This is a genomic window from Streptomyces incanus (assembly GCF_042656345.1).
Taxonomy (GTDB): Bacteria; Actinomycetota; Actinomycetes; order Streptomycetales; family Streptomycetaceae; genus Streptomyces; species Streptomyces incanus.
Genome location: NZ_JBHSPC010000050.1, coordinates 75,866 through 93,274, shown reverse-complemented (window position 1 = coordinate 93,274; position 17,409 = coordinate 75,866). Strand labels below are relative to the sequence as shown.

Below are 17,409 nucleotides of genomic sequence, written 5' to 3'. Positions count from 1 at the left end.
ATACGCAGGTCGCACGACGGGGGCACACCGCATGATCGTCACCGGGCGGCCGACGTAGGTCACTCGCCCGGCCGTACGAAGACCGTACGTCCGCCGACCACCGTTCGCCGGCAGACGGGCAGGTCACCGCCCGGGGTCAGGTCCGGCAGGCCGGGGGTGCCGGAGCGGGGGTCGGTGGACCAGCGTGCCACCCGGTCGTCGGGTGCCTGCACCACGAGAGCACCGGTGTGCCAGACGGCGTAGTCGGCGGGCGCGCCCGGCACCAGGACGCCCGCGTCGTCGCGCCCGATCGCCCGCCAGCCGCCGCGTGTGTGCGCGGTGAACGCGGCGCGCACGGAGACCCGGTGCTCCGGCGTGCGGTGGAAGGCTGCAGCCCGGACGGTGCCCCACGGGTCGAGAGGGGTGACCGGACTGTCGGAGCCGAAGGCGAGCGGGACACCGGCGCGCAGCAGGGCCGCGAAGGGGTTCAGGGTGCGGGCCCGCTCCGTGCCCAGGCGCCGGGCGTACATGCCGTCCTCACCGCCCCAGAGGGCGTCGAAGGCGGGCTGGACGGAGGCGGTCAGGCCGAGTTCCGCGAAGGCGGCGATGGTCGAGGGGGTGAGCATCTCGGCATGCTCGACGCGGTGCCGGGCGGCGCGGATGCGGTCGAGCCCGACCTTCTCGGCGGCGGCGCGCATTCCCCCGGTCACCGCGGCGACGGCGGCGTCGCCGATGGCGTGGAAGCCCGCCTGGAGGCCCGCCTCGGTGCAGTCGACGACGTGGGCGGCGATCGCGGCGGCGTCCAGGTGGGCGGTGCCGGTGTGGCCGGCGTCGGCGTACGGGGCGTGCAGGCACGCGGTGTGCGAGCCGAGGGCGCCGTCGGCGAACAGGTCGCCCGCGGCGCCGGCCGCGCCCAGGTCGCGCGCCTTGGCGACGTTCCGCTCGGCCCAGTAGCCGACGACACGCGGGCCGGGGCCCTCGGCGGCGAGCCGCAGCAGGCCGGTGAAGTCGTCCTCGGAGGAGATCTCCGGGCCGCCGCACTCGTGGACGGTGCCGATGCCGAGCGAGGCGGCGTGCGCCAGCGCGGCGCGCTGGGCCTCGGTGCGCTGGGCGGGCGTGACGGCGCCCAGGGCGGCGGCGCGTACGGCGTGATGGGCGTCGCCGGTGAGAGGCCCGTCCTCGCGGGTGATCTCGCCGGCGGCCTCGCGGGCGACGAGGTCGAGCAGCGCGGTGCTGACCACCGAGGAGTGGACGTCGATCCGGCTGAGGTACAGGGGGCGCCCGCCGGTGGCCGCGTCGAGTTCGGCGCGGGTCGGTGGACGACCGCCGGGCCAGCGGGCGGCGTCCCAGCCGTGGCCGAGCAGGACCCTGTCGGCCGGTCGGGCGACGGCGAACTCCCGCACCCGGGCCAATGCGGCCTCCAGGGAAGGCGCCTCGGACAGATCGAGGCCGGTGAGCGCCAGTCCGGTGGCCGTGGTGTGCACATGAGCGTCGGTGAACGCCGGGGTGACCAGCGCCCCGTCGAGGTCGATCACCTCGTCCACCCCGTCCGTGAAGGAGTCGGCGGCACCCTCGGAACCGACCCAGGCGACCTGACCGCCCTCGACGACCATCGCGGTGGCGAAGGGGTCGGCGGGACTGTGGACCTCTCCGCGGCGGAGCAGGACGGTGCGCGACGGTTCTGTGTGCGGTGGGGCGGTGCGTTCACTCATGGCCCACAGTCTCGCCCCTCGGAGGACCCGGCCCGCACCCAGGGCCGCTGCTCACGTCCTGGGTGCGCCCTATAGGCCCGCGCACGCCGACGCTCCCGCGCGGGTGACGGTTTCAGACGCGCGGCGGCCGGGCCTCGTACGGCGTGGACAGGACCACGGTCGTCCGGGTGGAGACACCCGCCAGCGAGCGCACCCGCGCGAGCAGTTCCTCCAGTTGGTGCGGGGTGGCCACGCGCACCTTGAGGATGTAGTTCTCGTCGCCCGCGACGCTGTGGCAGGCCTCGATCTCGGGTACGCCGGCGAGGCGGTCCGCGATGTCGTCGGGGGCGCTGGGGTCGAACGGCTTGACCGAGATGAAGGCGGTCATGGGCAGGCCGACGGCATCCGGGTCGACAACTGCGGCATAGCCGCGGATGACGCCACGCTGTTCCAGTCTGCGCACCCGCTGGTGCACGGCCGACGTGGACAGGCCCGTGGCCTTGCCCAGGTCTGTGTAGCTCATCCGCCCGTCCTTGACGAGCAGCTGCACGATCTGTCGGTCCAGCTCCTCCATGGCGCAAGAACCTACAGTGCCGTTGATCCCGTCGGATACCTGAACTGTCCAGGCCATGGCCGGTTCGTGATGTGCCGGGTGCCCGTCCCGGGCCGGGCGGGGCGGGGGACAAAGCCGTCGCGGGGGCACCTATGGTCGGCATGTGACGAACACCACACCTTTCGAACGGTCTCCGTGATGTCCTCGTGATTACCCCCGACGGAGGACGGGAAGTGCTTGCTGTGGTCGAGGCCGCAGCGCCTTCACGGCCCAGCCCGAGGGGGAGAACCCATGCAGAGTCTTAAGCGTCCTGGCCGCAGCACGCCCAAGCGGCAGCAGCCGGTCGTCGAACTCGTCCCGGAGTACGTCGATCCCGACGCGCTCGACGACGAACTCGACGCGTACGACACCTTCGAGATGTACCGGGTCGTGTGCCCGGACTGCGCGCAGCCAATCGCCCTGCTCGCGGACGAGGAGGTCCTGCCGGAGCACGCGCTGTGCGCCACGCCGTGGAACCCGTTCGGGCTGACGGTCTGCGCCGGTACGGGCCGCAGCGCCGACGACGCCCGGCCGGCGGACGAGTCCGCCGTACCCCAGGAGCAGGACACCGCCCTGCTGCTGACGCTCCCTCAGGGGCTCGACTGGCGCACCCAGCCGTTCTCGCACGTCGGGGGTCCGGCTTCGCGCCCGATGAGGGTCCCCGCCATGCGGCGCCACGCGGCCTGAGCCGCCCCTGCCCACCCTTGGCCGCCCCGTCCGGCGCCGAACGGCCCACGGACGCCCACCGAAGGCACCCGGCGTACCGGCACGTGCGTCACGCCCGCCGCGCGCACCGCGACCGGCACTACGCGGTGCGCCGCCGGAAGCCGGGCCGTCCGGCCATCCTTCCGTCCGGCCACCCATCCGGTCGGCCGCGAACGCACACACTATTCGGGCGGTCGGTGACCTGCCCGGTCGCTCCCGCGTTGCCCAGGTATGACGACCCCCACGCGCTCGACGACCGGGCGTCAACGACTTGCCCTCGTCCCGCCACCCGAACCTCAGCCCGCACCGCAGCCCATGGTCCGCACCGCGGTCGCGGCGCTGACCGCACCCGCGGCGCCGCTGCCACCACCCCAGCTGCCGGATCCGCCGATCTACCGGGAACTGATGCGGGTCTGGGCCGACAAGGGCCGCGCCCTGCCCGGACGGCACGACCCGGAGTGGGCCCGGCTCGCGGCGCCCTGGCGGGGACTCGGTCGGTTCAGCTCGTCTGCGGCCCCGCGAGATGGCGGGCGATGACCATGCGCTGGATCTGGTTCGTTCCCTCGACGATCTGCAGGACCTTGGCCTCGCGCATATAGCGCTCGGCCGGGAAGTCCACGGTGTAGCCGTAGCCGCCGAGGATCTGGACGGCGTCGGTGGTGACCCGCATCGCCGTGTCGGTGCAGTGCAGCTTCGCCATGGCCGCCTGCTTGGCGAACGGCCGCCCGGTGTCCCGTAGTCGGGCCGCCGCGAGATACAGCGCGCGCCCGGCCTCGATCTGTGTGGCCATGTCCGCGAGCATGAACCGCAGCCCCTGGAAATCGGCGATCGGCCGCCCGAACTGCCGTCGCGCGGAGGCGTAACCGAGCGCCTCGTCGAGCGCGGCCTGCGCCAGGCCGATCGCGCAGGCCGCGATGCCGAGCCGTCCGCCGTCCAGCGCAGACAGGGCGATCGCGAAGCCCTGCCCCTCCTCGCCGATCCGCCGGTCGTCGGAGACCCGTACGCCGTCGAAGTGGACCTGCGCGGTGGGCGAGCCCTTCATACCCATCTTCTTCTCCGGTGCGGCCGCGCTCAGCCCTTCGGCGTCGCCGGGGACCATGAACGCGGTGATTCCGCGCGGGCCCTCCTCGCCGGTGCGGGCCATGACGGTGTAGAAGTCCGCGATGCCGCCGTGCGTGATCCACGCCTTGGTGCCGGTGAGCGCCCAGTCTCCCCCGCCTTCACGCACCGCCTTGGTGCGCAGTGAGGCCGCGTCCGACCCGGAGGACGGCTCGGAGAGGCAGTAGGCGCCGAGCAGGCCCCCGCCGAGCATCGCCGGCAGGTACTCGGCCTGCTGCTCCTCGGTGCCGTGGGCGGCGAGCGCGTAGCAGGCGAGGGTGTGCACGCTGACCCCGAGGCCGACGGTCAGACGGGCCGCGGCAAGCTCCTCGAGGACCTGGAGGTAGACCTCGTACGGCTGGTCCCCGCCGCCGTACACGGAGTCGTAGGGCAGGCCGAGCAGTCCGGCTTCGGAGAGCAGGGTGAAGGCCTCGCGCGGGAAGCGGGCCTCGCCCTCCTCCTCTGCCGCCTTCGGTGCGATCTCGCGCTGCGTGATGTCGCGGACGAGCGAGATCAGGTCCCGCGCCTCGTCCGTGGGCAGTTGCCGGTCCACCGGCTGCGGGGCGTGGTCGGACATGGCGACGCTCTCCTCCCTGTTCGGGCACGTCGGCGGCTCTGCACCTCGGGTTGGGGGCGGCTCCGCCGGGGTCGTTCCGGCGCCTGGCCAAGGGATCGGCCTCCGGGTCTCGGAGGCAGCCGGCCAGCCGCTGTGAGCTGTGAGTATGCCCGATCGAGCAGGGCACGTCACTTGTTAACGACCGCTTACTCAAAGAATTTCCCGGATGCTGAAACTGGTCCGCACCATTGACCACACTGGTCTAGTCCTCCTACTGTTTCGCTCCACCGATTCACCGCGTTCATGCCAAGCGACTCATGTTTCCCCTCCCCACGAGGAGACACACCGGATGCGATCCCCCCCACCGCCCTCTGCGGGCGCTCGTGTCCGCCGCCTGCGCCGCCGCGCTCGGCGCCGGACTGCTCGCCGGTGCGGGCACCTCGACCTCCGCGGCGACCCCGGCTCAGGAGGCCGCCGCAGGTTCCAAGGTCATCGGGTACTTCACCGAATAGGGCACCTACGACCGCGTGTACCACGTCAAGGACATCGAGACCTCGGGCTCCGCGAACAAGCTCACGCACATCAACCACGCCTTCGGCAACGTCACCGGCGGCACATGCGCGAGGGGCGACGACTACGCGGCCACCGAGCGGGCCTCCACAGCCGCCGAGTCCGCCGACGGCGTGGCCGGCACCTGGGACCAGCCGCTGCGCGGCACCTTCAACCAGCTGCTCGAGCTGAAGCAGAAGCACCCCGATCTGAAGGTGCTGTAATCGTTCGGCGGCCGGACCTGGTCCGGCGGCTTCGGCGAGGCCGCGAAGGACCCGGCCGCGTTCGCCCAGTCCTGCTACGACCTGGTCGAGAACCCGAAGTGGGCCGACGTCTTCGACGGCATCGACATCGACTGGGAGTACCCGAACGCCTGCGGCGCCTCCTGTGACACCAGTGGCCGGGAGTCCTTCACGGAGCCGATGTCCGCGCTGCGCGCCAGGTTCGGCTCCGGCAACCTGGTCTCACCTCGGCGATCACCGCCGACGCCACGGCCGGCGGCAGGACCGACGCGGCGGACTACGCCGGCGCCGCCGGATACGTCGACTGGTACAACCCGATGACGTACGACTTCTCCGGCGCCTGGGACACCGCCGGCCCCGCCGCCCCGCACTCACCGCTGACCACCTACGACGGCATCCCGAAGGCCGACACGCACACCGCGGCGACCCTCGCGAAGCTCAAGGGCCTCGGCATCCCGGCCTCCAAGCTGCTGCTCGGCATCGGCTTCTACGGCCGCGGCTGGACGGGCGTCACGCAGTCCGAGCCCGGTGGCACCGCGACCGGTCCGGCGACGGGTACGTACGAGCCGGGCATCGACGACTACAAGGTACTCAAGGAAAAGTGCCCGGCGGCCGGCACCGTCGGCGGTACCGCCGACGCCAAGTGCGGCAACGACTGGTGGAGCTACGACACCCCGGCCACCGTCGCGACCAAAATGGACTACAAGGACCAGCAAGGTCTCGCCGGCACGTTCTTCCGGGAGCTGAGCGGCGACACCGTGAACGGTGAACCGATCGGCGCGATCAGGTGACCACGGGCGGGTGCGCCGGGGTGGAGGTCCCACGGGGGGACCTCCACCCCCGGCGCGGCGCCCGTGGTCAGGCGTCGCGCCGGGCGGGCTCCGGGGCCGGGTGCGCGGGGTCCAGTTCCTCGATGGCGCGCATGGCTCCGCCGAGCGTCTTCACCAGCAGCTCGCACATGGTCTCGCGGGGCAGCCCGGGGCGGTCGATCCAGTCGAGGGTGGCGCCCTCGACGCTGCAGACCCAGGACAACAGGCCCATCCGCGCCACGGGCGTGATGTCGACGGTCCCGTAAGCGCCTTCGGCGATGGTCGCGACGATCGCCTCGCGCACCCCGTCCCGGACGGCGTGCACCTCGGCGTCGAAGCCGACGCCGCCGCTGACGATCGTGCGGTACGCGGCCTGGTTGTGCTCGGCGTAGCGCAGATAGCTGTCGACGGTGCGGTGCACCCGCTGGGCGGGCGGCAGCTCGACACCACCCGCGGCGAAGGCGACCAGGCCGTCGACCGAGTCCCGGATGATGGCGAGGTAGTAGCCCCGCTTGGAGTGGAAGTAGTAGTAGATCAGCCCCTTGGCAACATGCGCCTGACGCGCGATGTCGTCCATGGAGAGCGCGTCGTACGACGTGTCGGCGAACAGTTTCCGGCCGATGGCGATGAGTTCGGCACGACGTGCCAGCGAACGCTCGGTGCCGCGCGCTCCGGGGCGCACGGCAGATTGCTGACTGATATTCAATCCTGACCTGGCTTCCTGCGGAGGACGGGACATCCGCAGTATGGCAGGTCGGCCCTCGCGGCAGGTCGGAGCGGTCCGGAGGCCGAAGCAGTCCGAAGACCGGAGCGGCCCGAAGGTCAGAGGAGTCCGAGCTGCGTCACGAACATCGCGACGACCACGACGAGGGTCCATCCCATGACGTGCTCGAGGATCTTCGGGCCGTCCTCCCGAGGGCCCCCGGTGCGGGCACCGGGGACGGCGGCAGGGGCGGTGACGGTGGCTGCGTTCGCGGTCATGGCTTCTCGCTGGTCTCGGGGGCCGTGGACTCCCCCACGGCGCTGTCCACCTTGCCACCGTGAGCGGCTTTTGCCGCCGAGAACTTGGTCACACGGTACGCGCCGGTACGGTGCGGCGGGCCCTCCGACGGCCGTCGGACGACCGGACGGAGCCCGCCGCACGGACCGGTTCAGCCCAGGTGCCGAGTCGTACGGCTCCTGGGTGCCGGTACACCGTCCGGCCATGCCCAAAGGCGCGGGCATTCAGCCCGGCAGAGCGGTCCCGAGCTGCCCCGGCTCCTCCGCGCCCAGCTTGAGCTCCGCAGCCTGAGCCGAGTCCTGGATGGGAACCGGGCGGCCGGCCCCGGCACCGGGATCACCGCCCGGGAGCGGGCGAGCAGCCGGGCCGGGGCGATGCCGCCGTCCAGCCTGCGGTCGTCGAGGCGGCCATGGGGCCTCACATGGTCAGGCCAGTCCGAGTGACCGCAGAACGCGCTGCTGACGTGGTGTTGAGTTGACGGGCCAGAAGATGTAACAGACTCCGCCTGTCCCCCCTCTGACCTGCCCGTTTGCGTCGTATCGCTTCGTCCGCAGCCAGATGTTCTCCCATTCGCGGCGCCGGTAGACGCGGCGGACCGACGCGTTGTCCGGGGAGGCGGGGTCGTTGGCGATGACGTCGCCGTCGGGAGTGAAGCCGATCACGGTCATGAGGTGCCCGGCGGTGCCGTACCCCGCTCCGGTCAGTTCCTCCTCGCGGAAGGACTGGGACGTGATGGTCGGGATGCCCGCCGCGATCAGTGTCTCCAGGTCGGTCAGCGAGCCGAGCCGGGTGACGACGCCCTGGAGGCCCTCGAAAGTGGCCGCGTAGGCCGCGTTGAACGGCCAGTTGCCGCAACCCGCGTACTGGTGGTCATAGGTGTGGCGGGCCGCGTGGCACACCTGCGGGTCGGCGTAGGACGGGTCGACCCAGGCCAGTTGCTCCTCGGTGAGCCGTCCGCCCCAGTACTCGACGATCATCTGCGAGGAGGTCGGACTGCACCAGGCCTCGCCGCCGTTGTCGTACTCCGGGTACTGGCCCTTGTGGATCTCCTGCGAGTAGCGCGGGACGATCAGCTCACGGGCCGGGCCGGGCGTGGACGCCGGGACGGTGAAGCGGTCGGGGACGTCGGAACCCATCGCACCGAGCCGCCACACGGTTGGGGTGAGCGAGGTACCGGGACGGCGGTGGAGGGTCAGCCGCAGCCGGTACGAGAGCAGGCGCAGGCCCGAGGCCGCGTCGTCGACGGCGAGGGTGTCGGTCCACACCGTGCTGCGGCCGTCGCGCTGGTCGTCGACCGAGGTGCGCCGGATGTCCTGGTCACCGGCCGCCCAGCGGCCCATCACGTACCAGGGTGTGTCGGTGCCGTCCGTGTACGTGCCCTGCAACTCGGCCTGGATCCAGGTGCCATCGGGGGTGCGCGCGTTCCAGGAGACGATGGCCTCCGTCGCCGGCACGGCGAGCCGGTGGACGGGCGAGGTCCAGGTCGCGTGCTCCCATGCGGCAGTGCGGCCGGTGTGCGGATCGATGTAGTCGGTGGTGCCGGCCGCCTTCGCGATCACCAGGCCGGGGCGGACGCCCGCGACGGCGCGGGTGCCCTCGGCGCTGCCGGCGCGCCAGTCGCCGTACGAGGTCCAGGCCCGGTTGTCGACGTTGCGGGCCGCGGCCGCTTCGGGGTCCGCGGAGCCGCCCGCCGAGCCGGCGGACCGGCCGGTCGCGGCGTGGGCGGACCCCGGGCCCGCGCTCGACGCGACGGCTGCGGCGGCGACCGCCGCCAGGAGGGTTCTGCGGGACGGCTGTTCGGCTCTGTTCATGGGTGAAGGACCCCCAGGTGTCGGAGTCGGACTCGGAGTCGCTCCACCCGGTGGACGCGGGCCGGACGGTCCGCGTCCACCGGGTGGAGCGGGGCCCGCCCACTATGGACGCACAGGGGCGGGCCCCGCCAGCACCCCGAACCGTGCCGCGCCGACCGTCATCGGACTCGACCAATGACATGCGCGGCGGCAGTCGGCGGTTCGGCTGTGCGGATCGTTCCGGGAGGGCGGCAGGTCCTAGAGTGAGACTCCGTCACCGTCTCTCCCCGTCCCGACTCCCCTCACCCCGGAACCAGTCATGCACGATCTCGTCTCCCGCATTCGCCGGCTCGCCCCCTCCTGCGGTCCGGTCCGGCTGGTCGCTGTCGACGGGCACGCCGGCTCCGGGAAGTCCACGTTCGCCGGGCGGCTGGCCGACGCGCTGGACGGCGCCCCCGTGCTGCGGCTCGACGACATCGCCAGCCATGAGGAGCTGTTCGGCTGGACCGGGCGGCTGCTGAACCAGGTGATCGGTCCGCTCGGCCGCGGCGAGCAGGCGTCCTACACCCCCTATGACTGGCGGGCCCGCGCCTTCGGGCCGCCGCGCCCGCTGCCGCCCGCCCCGGTGGTCGTCGTCGAGGGCGTCGGCGCGGGGCGGCGGGCACTGCGGCCGTATCTGGCGCTGCTGCTGTGGATGGATCTGCCCGCGGAGGCCTCCTGGTCGCGGGGGCGGGCGCGGGACGGGGAGGAGCAGCGGGACTTCTGGGACGGTTGGGTCGGGGCGGAGCAGCGGCACTTCGCCGACGACCCGTCACGCCCCTTCGCCGACGAGTTGGTTCGGGAGCGCGGGAAGGGATATGAGGTGCTTCCCGGGCCTGCCGGAGCCGCTGATCCGAACCAGCCCCTCACACACGGTGACGGGCCATCCGCAGTGTGTTGAACTTGTGAAGGCCCTCTCCGTGCAAGTCGCCGGAGTGCTCCGACTCCGCTTGACCGGGGGCCGTACAGGTCTTACGTTCTCAACGTGCGGCCGTTCGGAGCCGCCCGCAGACGCGAAGCCCCCGGTTGTTCCCCCGTGATCGGGGGCTTCGTTCTGCCTTCTTCACCCCTTTCGGACGCCGAGCGGCATATGACGATCACCCTCGGTCACAGTGGGTGCGGACGCTCTCCTTCCCCCTGTCGTCCCGCTGCGGGTACGGCCCCCTACGGAGGTCGCGGCGCCGCAGGTACGATGCCTTCGGTGCGACCTACGGACGCTGCTTCGCGCACCGTGCAACTCCGGTCCGCGGCACAGCGGTTCGCCCCAGGGCAGCCGGCGGGCGAGGGCCGGTAAGGCATACCGACGGGGCACGGTTTGTGGGGGACGTGATGGACTTCGGCACGCAGGGCCCGCAGGCCCCTGCCGACCTCGCCTGGCTGCGGGGCGTGGACGCCTACACGATGGGCGCCTATCCACAGGCCGAGGAGGAGTTCCGGGCCGCGGTGCGGATCGACCCGGGGATGGCGGACGGCTGGCTCGGGCTGCACGCGCTGCGCGTCGACACGACGGCCTCGCTGCTGCGGATGTTCCGGCACCGGGACCGTTTCGGCGAACAGCGCGCCCGGCACCGCCGCACCCTCAACTCCTGGTACTGGCTCGGCTGGTGGGTACAGCCGGTGCTGGAGAGCCCGCGCGATCTGCTGCTCGCGCACGCCTCCCACTGGCTGGACGGCCGCCATGTCCCCGAGCTGGACCGCGCCCTTGCCGGGCTCCCTCCGGTGGACACCGACCCGCAGGTCCGCTTCCTGCACGCCTGCCGCGCCTATCTGGTCAAGGACTGGGAGCAGTTGGTCCGGCACACCGACTCACTGCACGGTGATCCGCTGCTCGGGATCGAGACGGGTCTGTTCGGCGGGATGGCCCGGGTGCGTCTGGAGATGTACGGGCAGGCCGAACCGCTGCTGTCGGCGGCCCTGATGCGCTGCCGCAGCGAGCAGCCGCAGCGCAAGGAGCTGCGCTACTGGCTGGCGCGCGCCCACGAGGGTACCGGCCGCAGTGCCGCAGCGCTCCCCCTGTACCGGGCCGTGCACCGGGTCGACCCCGCGTTCATGGACACGTCGGCCCGGCTCGCCGCCATCTCCGAGGGGGACGGCTACGACGACGGTGTCGACCTCGGCGCGGTCGGGCTCGGCGGTGCGGGCGCGGATCTGCTGGACGGGCCGGACACCCTCGACCCGCTGTTCGACACCGAGGGCCGCGATCTGATGCTGTCCGAGCCGGATCCGCCGCCCGCGCCCCTGCCGCCGGTCACGGGCCCTTCGGTGCGCGCGCGGACGGGTGACCCGGTGACGCCACTGCCGACCGGCCCCACCGATCCCGCCTTACTGGAGGAAGCGCTCGCCGAGCTGGAGCGCATGGTCGGCCTGGAACCGGTGAAGCGCCAGGTCAAGGCGTTGTCGGCGCAGCTGAACATGGCGCGGCTGCGGGCCGGGCAGGGGCTGCCGGTGCAGCCGCCGAAACGGCACTTCGTCTTCTCCGGGCCGTCCGGTACCGGCAAGACCACGGTGGCCCGCATCCTGGGCCGGGTCTTCTACGCCCTCGGGCTGCTCGGCGGCGATCATCTCGTGGAGGCCCAGCGGGCCGATCTGGTCGGCGAGTACCTGGGACAGACGGCGGTGAAGGCCAACGAACTGATCGACTCCGCGCTCGGCGGGGTCCTCTTCGTCGACGAGGCCTACGCACTCTCCAACTCCGGCTACGGCAAGGGCGACGCGTACGGCGACGAGGCGCTCCAGGTACTGCTGAAGCGGGCCGAGGACAACCGCGACCATCTGGTGGTCATACTGGCCGGCTACCCGGAGGGCATGGACCGCCTCCTGGGTGCCAACCCTGGTCTGTCCTCACGTTTCACCACCCGCGTCGATTTCCCCTCCTACCGGCCCCTCGAACTCACCGCGATCGGCGAGGTACTGGCCGCCGAGAACGGCGACCTGTGGGACGAGGAGGCGCTGGACGAACTGCGGTCCATCGCCGGGCACGTGGTGGACCAGGGGTGGATCGACGAGCTGGGCAACGGGCGCTTCCTGCGGACCTTGTACGAGAAGAGCTGCGCGTACCGGGATCTGCGGCTGTCGGCGTATCCGGCGTATCCGGGCACGCTGACCCGGGAGGACCTGGCGACGCTGCGGCTGCCGGATCTGATGCAGGCGTACGGAGAGGTGTTGTCCGGGCGGGGGCCGCAGGACCCTCCGGCGGCGTGACACCGACGGGTCCCCCACGGTTCCTGCCCGGCACACCCGCCGGCATATACGCCGGTACGCACTCCGGTGCTTGCTCCCGGGGTAGCGCGCTCCTGATGTCAGCCGGTGAGCGTTCCCTTCCGGGCGCCGCTCCTGGGTTCGGTCCCCCTGACAGCCGCCCCCGTGCCGGACTGCGCTCCGCTGTCCGGCGGTGATCCGGTGTCGGGACGCGTTCCGGGGCCCGGCCGCGATCCGGTGCCGGGCCGCGTCGCGCCGTTCGCCCGCGTGCCCGGTCTCTCGCGGTGCGCCGGGTCCCGGACCTCGCCCACCAGCAGTTCCAGGACGTCCTCCAGGGCCACCAGGCCCCGTACCCGGCCGGACGCGTCGGCCACCTGGGCGAGGTGGGTGGCGGCGCGGCGCATCACGGTGAGGGCGTCGTCGAGCGGGACCTCGGGCCCGAGGGTCGGCATGCGCCGCCAGAGCTGCTGCGGCACCGCCCGGTCGGGCTCCTCCAGGTCGAGTATGTCCTTGACGTGCAGGTAGCCCATGAAGGCGCCATCGGGTGCGGCGACCGGGAACCGGGAGTACCCGGTGCGGGCGGTGAGTTCCACGATCCGGGCCGGGGTGACCTCGGGACCGACCGTCACCAGTGACTCGCGGGGCAGCAGTACGTCCGTCACCGGACGAGAGCCCAGTTCCAGGGCGTCCTCCAGGCGCTCTGCCTCCTCGGGGTCGAGGAGGCCCGCCTGACCGGCGTTCTCGACGAGCCGGTTGAGCTGCTCGCTGGTGAAGACGGCCTCGATCTCGTCCTTCGGCTCGACGCGGAAGGCCCGCAGGACGGCCTGGGCGCAGGCGCCGAGGGCCACCGTGACGGGTCTGCACAGGCGGGCGAACCAGACCAGTCCGGGGCTCAGCCACAACGCAACCTTCTCCGGGGCCGCCATCGCGAGGTTCTTCGGAACCATCTCGCCGATGACGAGGTGGAAGAAGACCACGACGGCGAGCGCGATGACGTATCCGAGCGGATGAATCATGCCGTGCGGCAGATGCATCCGTCCGAAGACCGGCTCCAGCAGGCGGGCGACCGTCGGTTCGGCGACCGCGCCGAGGGTCAGCGAGCAGACGGTGATGCCGAACTGGGCCGCCGCCATCATCTGCGGCAGGTGCTCGAGCCCGTACAGGACCTGGCGGGCTCGTGCGGTGCCGAGCGGTTCGATCTGGCTGCGGCGTACGGAGACCAGCGCGAACTCGGCGCCCACGAAGAAGCCGTTGGCGAGGACGAGCAGCGCGGCGAACAGGAGTGGCAGCAGGCTCATCCGGCTGCCTCCACGAGCGGCGGAGCCGCCTCGGTTGCTCGGACCAGGCGGACGTGCTCGGCACGGTTGTGTCCGACGCGGCGCACCGAAAGCCGCCAGCCGGGCAGTTCCGCGTGGTCGCCGACGGCCGGGATCCGGCCGAGCAGATCGGCGACCAGGCCGGCGACGGTCTCGTAGGGCCCGTCGGGCACGTCGAGACCTGTGCGGAGCAGAACGTCGACGCGAACGCTGCCGTCCACGTCCCAGGCGGGACTGCCGTCCTCCGGCGGAGCGGGGACGGGCTCGGGCGCCTCGCCGAGCAGGTCGTCGTGTTCGTCGAGGACCTCGCCGACCAGCTCCTCGACGATGTCCTCCAGAGTGACGACACCGGCCGTGCCGCCGTACTCGTCGACCACGACCGCGATGGGCTGCCCGCTGCGCAGCCGCGCCAGCAGCGGCCGTACGGGCAGGGATTCGGGGACGAGCAGCGCGGGGCGGGCGATGCCGCCGACGGGGGTGCGCAGCCGGTCGGGCGGGGGCACCGCGAGGGCGTCCTTGAGGTGGACCATGCCGACGACCTCGTCGATCCGCTCCCGGTAGACGGGGAAGCGGGACAGGCCGGTGGCCCGGGTCAGGTTCACCACGTCCTCGGCGGTCGCGGAGTCCTGCAGGGCGCTGACCTTCACGCGCGGGGTCATGACGTGCTGCGCGGTCAGCCCGGCCAGGGACAGGGTCCGTACGAAGAGGTCCGCGGTGTCCTGTTCCAGGGCGCCGGCCCGCGCGGAGTGCCGGGCCAGCGAGACGAGTTCGCCGGGGCTGCGGGCAGAGGCCAGTTCCGCGGTGGGCTCGATGCCCAGGGCGCGCACGAGCCGGTTGGCCACGGCGTTGAGCCCGGCGATGACCGGGCGGAACACGCGGGCGAGGGCCCGCTGCGGGCCGGCGACGAACCGCGCGACCTGCAGGGGGCGGGACACCGCCCAGTTCTTGGGCACGAGTTCGCCGATGACCATCTGCACGGCGGAGGCCAGCAGCATGCCGATGACCACGGCGACGGTGGAGACCGCGCCGGTGGGGACGCCGATGCCGGTGATGGGACCGTGCAGCAGTTCGGCGAGTGCGGGTTCGGCGAGCATGCCGACGACCAGGGAGGTGAGGGTGATACCGAGCTGGGTGCCGGAGAGCTGGAAGGACAGCTCCTTGAGTGACTCGACGACCTGGTGGGCGCGCCGGTCGCCGCCGGCGGCGGCCTGTTCGGCATCCGGCCTCTCGACGGTGACCAGGCCGAACTCGGCGGCCACGAAGAACCCGTTGGCGAGAATCAGCAGGAACGCGGCTGTGAGGAGCAGCAGGGGGGTGGTCATGATGCCGCCGCTTGTGTACGGTCGCGGACCTCGGGGAGCGGGTTCGCGCTCTGTCGACAGGGGGCGGCGCAGGTACTGCAGGACGATCCGTCCATCGCCGGAGAGGGTCACTCCTCGGGTAGCTGGAACCCCTGGGGCACCGGGCGGGGCGGCAGGGGCGAGGGCGCGGTCGTCGCGCCTGTGCCCAACAGATTAATCAAGACAGGGGCGACCGCGGCAGGGTGGACGACCCCGACGTGTCCCCGACGTGTCCCCGAGGTGTTCCCGGATCAGCCTTGGGAGGTCCCGGGGCCGGTGGTCGTGGTCCGTGCCACGGCGAGCGCCCGCAGGGCCCGCGCATCGGCGATGGCGCGCTCCCGGGCGATGCCCGGCTGGATGCCGAGCACCGGCAGGCTGGTGCCGTCGCTGAGGTCGAGGAAGACCCAGGGGTCACCCGGACGGAGGTTCACCTGAAGGATCTGGGCCCACTCCAGCCGGCGCCGGGTCACGATGTTGACGACGGTGACGCCCGTCTCGTCGGCGTCGACCCTCGGCCGCGCCAGCAGGACCGGGACTCCGGCCAGGAGGGCGGCGGTGAACACGAAGCTGAGGCGCTCGCCCGGGGTGAGCTGCTCCAGCAGCAGCGCGATCAGGGAGAGGGCCGCGAAGAGTGCGACGGCCGCGAAGAGCAGCACCGCGCGGGTCCGGCCCGGCCGGAAGGTGACGGGCAGAGCGGGCAGTTGGTCCGACGGGGTGCCCGGGGTGGCATCCGGGGAGATGTCGGGGGTGGCGTCCGGCATGGTGCGGCTCCGGGATCGGTCCGGGTCAGAGACGGCAGGCGTGGATGGCCGTGGTGAGGATGGCGCGGGCGCCGAGGTCGTAGAGGTCGTCCATGATCCGCTGGGCCTCCTTGGAGGGAACCATGGCGCGGACGGCGACCCAGCCCTCGTTGTGCAGCGGGGACACGGTCGGGGACTCCAGGCCGGGGGTCAGCGCGACGGCCTTCTCCAGCTGCTCGACCCGGCAGTCGTAGTCCATCATCACGTAGGTGCGGGCGACGAGGACGCCCTGGAGGCGCCGCAGGAACTGACCCACCTTGGACTCGACGGTGTCGTCGGCCCCGGCCCCGGTGCGGCGGATGACGATGGCCTCGGAGATCATGATCGGTTCGCCGATGACCTCCAGGCCCGCGTTGCGCAGGGAGGTGCCGGTCTCGACCACGTCCGCGATGACCTCGGCGACGCCGAGTTCGATGGCGGTCTCGACGGCACCGTCGAGGTGGACCACGGAGGCGTCGATGCCCTGGTCGGCGAGGTGCCGCGCGACGATGCCCTCGTAGGAGGTGGCGACCGTGCTGCCGTTCAGGTCCGCGACGCTCTTGGCGGCGCTGGGCTTGGCGGCGAAGCGGAAGGTGGAGCGGGCGAAGCCGAGGGGCAGGATCTCCTCGGCCTCGGCGCCTGAGTCGATCAGGAGGTCGCGGCCGGTGATGCCGATGTCGAGGCGGCCGGACGAGACGTAGATGGCGATGTCGCGGGGACGGAGGTAGAAGAACTCGACCTCGTTGACCGGGTCGACGATCCTCAGTTCCTTCGACTCCCGACGCTGCTGGTAGCCGGCCTCATGCAGCATCTCCGCCGCAGGGCCTGCCAGTGAACCCTTGTTGGGGAGTGCGATACGCAGCATGAGGTCGGCTTCCTTTGCGGTGTTGTCGTATCAGGGGTGGGAGGGGCTGTCCGCGCTCACAGATGGGCGTAGACGTCGTCGAGGGAGATGCCTCGGGCGACCATCATCACCTGGACGTGGTAGAGCAGCTGTGAGATCTCCTCGGCGGCCGCTTCCCTGCCCTCGTGCTCGGCGGCCATCCAGACCTCGGCAGCCTCCTCGACGACCTTCTTGCCGATGGCATGGACGCCCTTTTCCACCAGTTCGGCGGTGCGGGAGGTGGCGGGGTCGCCGTGCGCGGCCTTGTGCTGGAGCTCGGTGAAGAGCTCCTCGAACGTCTTCTTGGACATGGTGGTCCTCACCTTACGCGGTGTCGGGGACTGCTCACCGCCAGGGTTCGGATACCGAACGCAGCGTGGCCGCGGTCGCCACCGCCGCCGTGACCGCCTCGTGCCCCTTGTCCTCGGTGGAGCCGGGCAGTCCGGCGCGGTCCAGCGCCTGTTCCTCGGTGTCGCAGGTGAGCAGGCCGAAGCCGACGGGCACGCCGGTGTCGGTGCTGACCTGGGTGAGTCCCTGGGTGACGCCCTGGCACACATACTCGAAGTGGGGCGTGCCGCCCCGGATGACGACGCCGAGGGCGACGACCGCGTCGTACCCGCGTCCGGCGAGGACCTTGGCGACGACCGGGAGTTCCCAGCTGCCGGGGACCCGCAGCAGGGTCGGCTCGTCGATGCCGAGGTCGTGCAGGGCGCGCAGGGCGCCGTCGACCAGTCCGTCCATCACCTTCTCGTGCCACTGTGCCGCGACGACGGCGACGCGGAGGTCCCCCACGTTGCGTACGGACAGTTCCGGTGCACCCTTGCCGCTCACGTAATCTCCTCG

At 72.0% G+C, this 17,409-nt stretch carries 15 protein-coding genes and 1 pseudogene; 4 read left to right on the top strand and 12 right to left on the bottom strand.

What is annotated here, in order from left to right; translation table 11 throughout:
• Positions 1–59: 59 nt before the first annotated feature.
• Positions 60–1,691, bottom strand: a complete 1,632-nt coding sequence (locus tag ACFP2V_RS18975; RefSeq protein ID WP_381213415.1) for an amidohydrolase — start codon at positions 1,689–1,691, stop codon at positions 60–62.
• A 112-nt stretch (positions 1,692–1,803) separates the two neighbouring features.
• Positions 1,804–2,244, bottom strand: a complete 441-nt coding sequence (locus ACFP2V_RS18970; RefSeq protein ID WP_042173992.1) for an Lrp/AsnC family transcriptional regulator — start codon at positions 2,242–2,244, stop codon at positions 1,804–1,806.
• 270 nt (positions 2,245–2,514) lie between these two features.
• On the opposite strand from ACFP2V_RS18970, the gene ACFP2V_RS18965 reads away from it, so the two are divergent.
• Complete coding sequence (locus ACFP2V_RS18965) at positions 2,515–2,949, top strand: hypothetical protein (RefSeq protein WP_381213412.1); 435 nt, start codon at positions 2,515–2,517, stop codon at positions 2,947–2,949.
• A gap of 517 nt (positions 2,950–3,466) precedes the next feature.
• Here ACFP2V_RS18965 and ACFP2V_RS18960 read toward each other — a convergent pair.
• Positions 3,467–4,642, bottom strand: a complete 1,176-nt coding sequence (locus tag ACFP2V_RS18960; protein ID WP_381213409.1) for an acyl-CoA dehydrogenase family protein — start codon at positions 4,640–4,642, stop codon at positions 3,467–3,469.
• Positions 4,643–4,938: 296 nt separating this feature from the next.
• Here ACFP2V_RS18960 and ACFP2V_RS18955 point away from each other — a divergent pair.
• A pseudogene (locus ACFP2V_RS18955) lies at positions 4,939–6,203 on the top strand (glycoside hydrolase family 18 protein).
• Positions 6,204–6,270: 67 nt separating this feature from the next.
• Here ACFP2V_RS18955 and ACFP2V_RS18950 read toward each other — a convergent pair.
• The 3 genes from ACFP2V_RS18950 to ACFP2V_RS18940 form a co-directional block, all read right to left on the bottom strand.
• Positions 6,271–6,927 carry a TetR/AcrR family transcriptional regulator gene (locus ACFP2V_RS18950; RefSeq protein WP_381213406.1) on the bottom strand — a complete coding sequence of 219 codons (657 nt, stop codon included), beginning with the start codon at positions 6,925–6,927 and terminating at the stop codon, positions 6,271–6,273.
• Between the two features lie 116 nt (positions 6,928–7,043).
• Positions 7,044–7,202: an SCO1431 family membrane protein gene (locus ACFP2V_RS18945; RefSeq protein ID WP_381213403.1), complete on the bottom strand. Its 159-nt coding sequence runs from the start codon at positions 7,200–7,202 to the stop codon at positions 7,044–7,046.
• Between the two features lie 444 nt (positions 7,203–7,646).
• Positions 7,647–9,032: a peptidase C39 family protein gene (locus tag ACFP2V_RS18940; RefSeq protein ID WP_381213400.1), complete on the bottom strand. Its 1,386-nt coding sequence runs from the start codon at positions 9,030–9,032 to the stop codon at positions 7,647–7,649.
• Positions 9,033–9,330: 298 nt separating this feature from the next.
• Between ACFP2V_RS18940 and ACFP2V_RS18935 the strand changes: the two genes are divergently transcribed.
• On the top strand, positions 9,331–9,951 hold the full coding sequence (locus ACFP2V_RS18935; protein ID WP_381213397.1) for a hypothetical protein: 621 nt from the start codon (positions 9,331–9,333) through the stop codon (positions 9,949–9,951).
• 428 nt (positions 9,952–10,379) lie between these two features.
• Positions 10,380–12,251: an AAA family ATPase gene (locus ACFP2V_RS18930; protein WP_381213394.1), complete on the top strand. Its 1,872-nt coding sequence runs from the start codon at positions 10,380–10,382 to the stop codon at positions 12,249–12,251.
• Positions 12,252–12,349: 98 nt separating this feature from the next.
• On the opposite strand, the gene ACFP2V_RS18925 is transcribed toward ACFP2V_RS18930, so the two are convergent.
• From ACFP2V_RS18925 to ribH, 6 genes are all read right to left on the bottom strand, one after another.
• Entirely contained in the window at positions 12,350–13,546 is a 1,197-nt protein-coding gene (locus ACFP2V_RS18925) for a hemolysin family protein (RefSeq protein WP_381213391.1), read from the bottom strand.
• Positions 13,543–14,886 (bottom strand): hemolysin family protein, encoded by a 1,344-nt coding sequence (locus ACFP2V_RS18920; RefSeq protein ID WP_381213389.1) that lies wholly within the window; start codon positions 14,884–14,886, stop codon positions 13,543–13,545. The genes ACFP2V_RS18925 and ACFP2V_RS18920 overlap by 4 nt, the downstream gene beginning before the upstream one ends.
• Before the next feature lie 269 nt (positions 14,887–15,155).
• Positions 15,156–15,665: a PH domain-containing protein gene (locus ACFP2V_RS18915; protein ID WP_381213386.1), complete on the bottom strand. Its 510-nt coding sequence runs from the start codon at positions 15,663–15,665 to the stop codon at positions 15,156–15,158.
• Between the two features lie 25 nt (positions 15,666–15,690).
• Positions 15,691–16,548 (bottom strand): ATP phosphoribosyltransferase, encoded by an 858-nt coding sequence (gene hisG, locus ACFP2V_RS18910; protein WP_381213383.1) that lies wholly within the window; start codon positions 16,546–16,548, stop codon positions 15,691–15,693.
• 56 nt (positions 16,549–16,604) lie between these two features.
• Positions 16,605–16,877, bottom strand: coding sequence for a phosphoribosyl-ATP diphosphatase (locus ACFP2V_RS18905; protein ID WP_381213380.1), 273 nt, complete (start codon positions 16,875–16,877; stop codon positions 16,605–16,607).
• Between the two features lie 34 nt (positions 16,878–16,911).
• The gene (ribH, locus tag ACFP2V_RS18900) at positions 16,912–17,397 is read right to left on the bottom strand and encodes a 6,7-dimethyl-8-ribityllumazine synthase (protein WP_381213377.1); all 486 of its coding nucleotides are present in this window, start codon (positions 17,395–17,397) and stop codon (positions 16,912–16,914) included.
• Positions 17,398–17,409 lie beyond the last annotated feature (12 nt).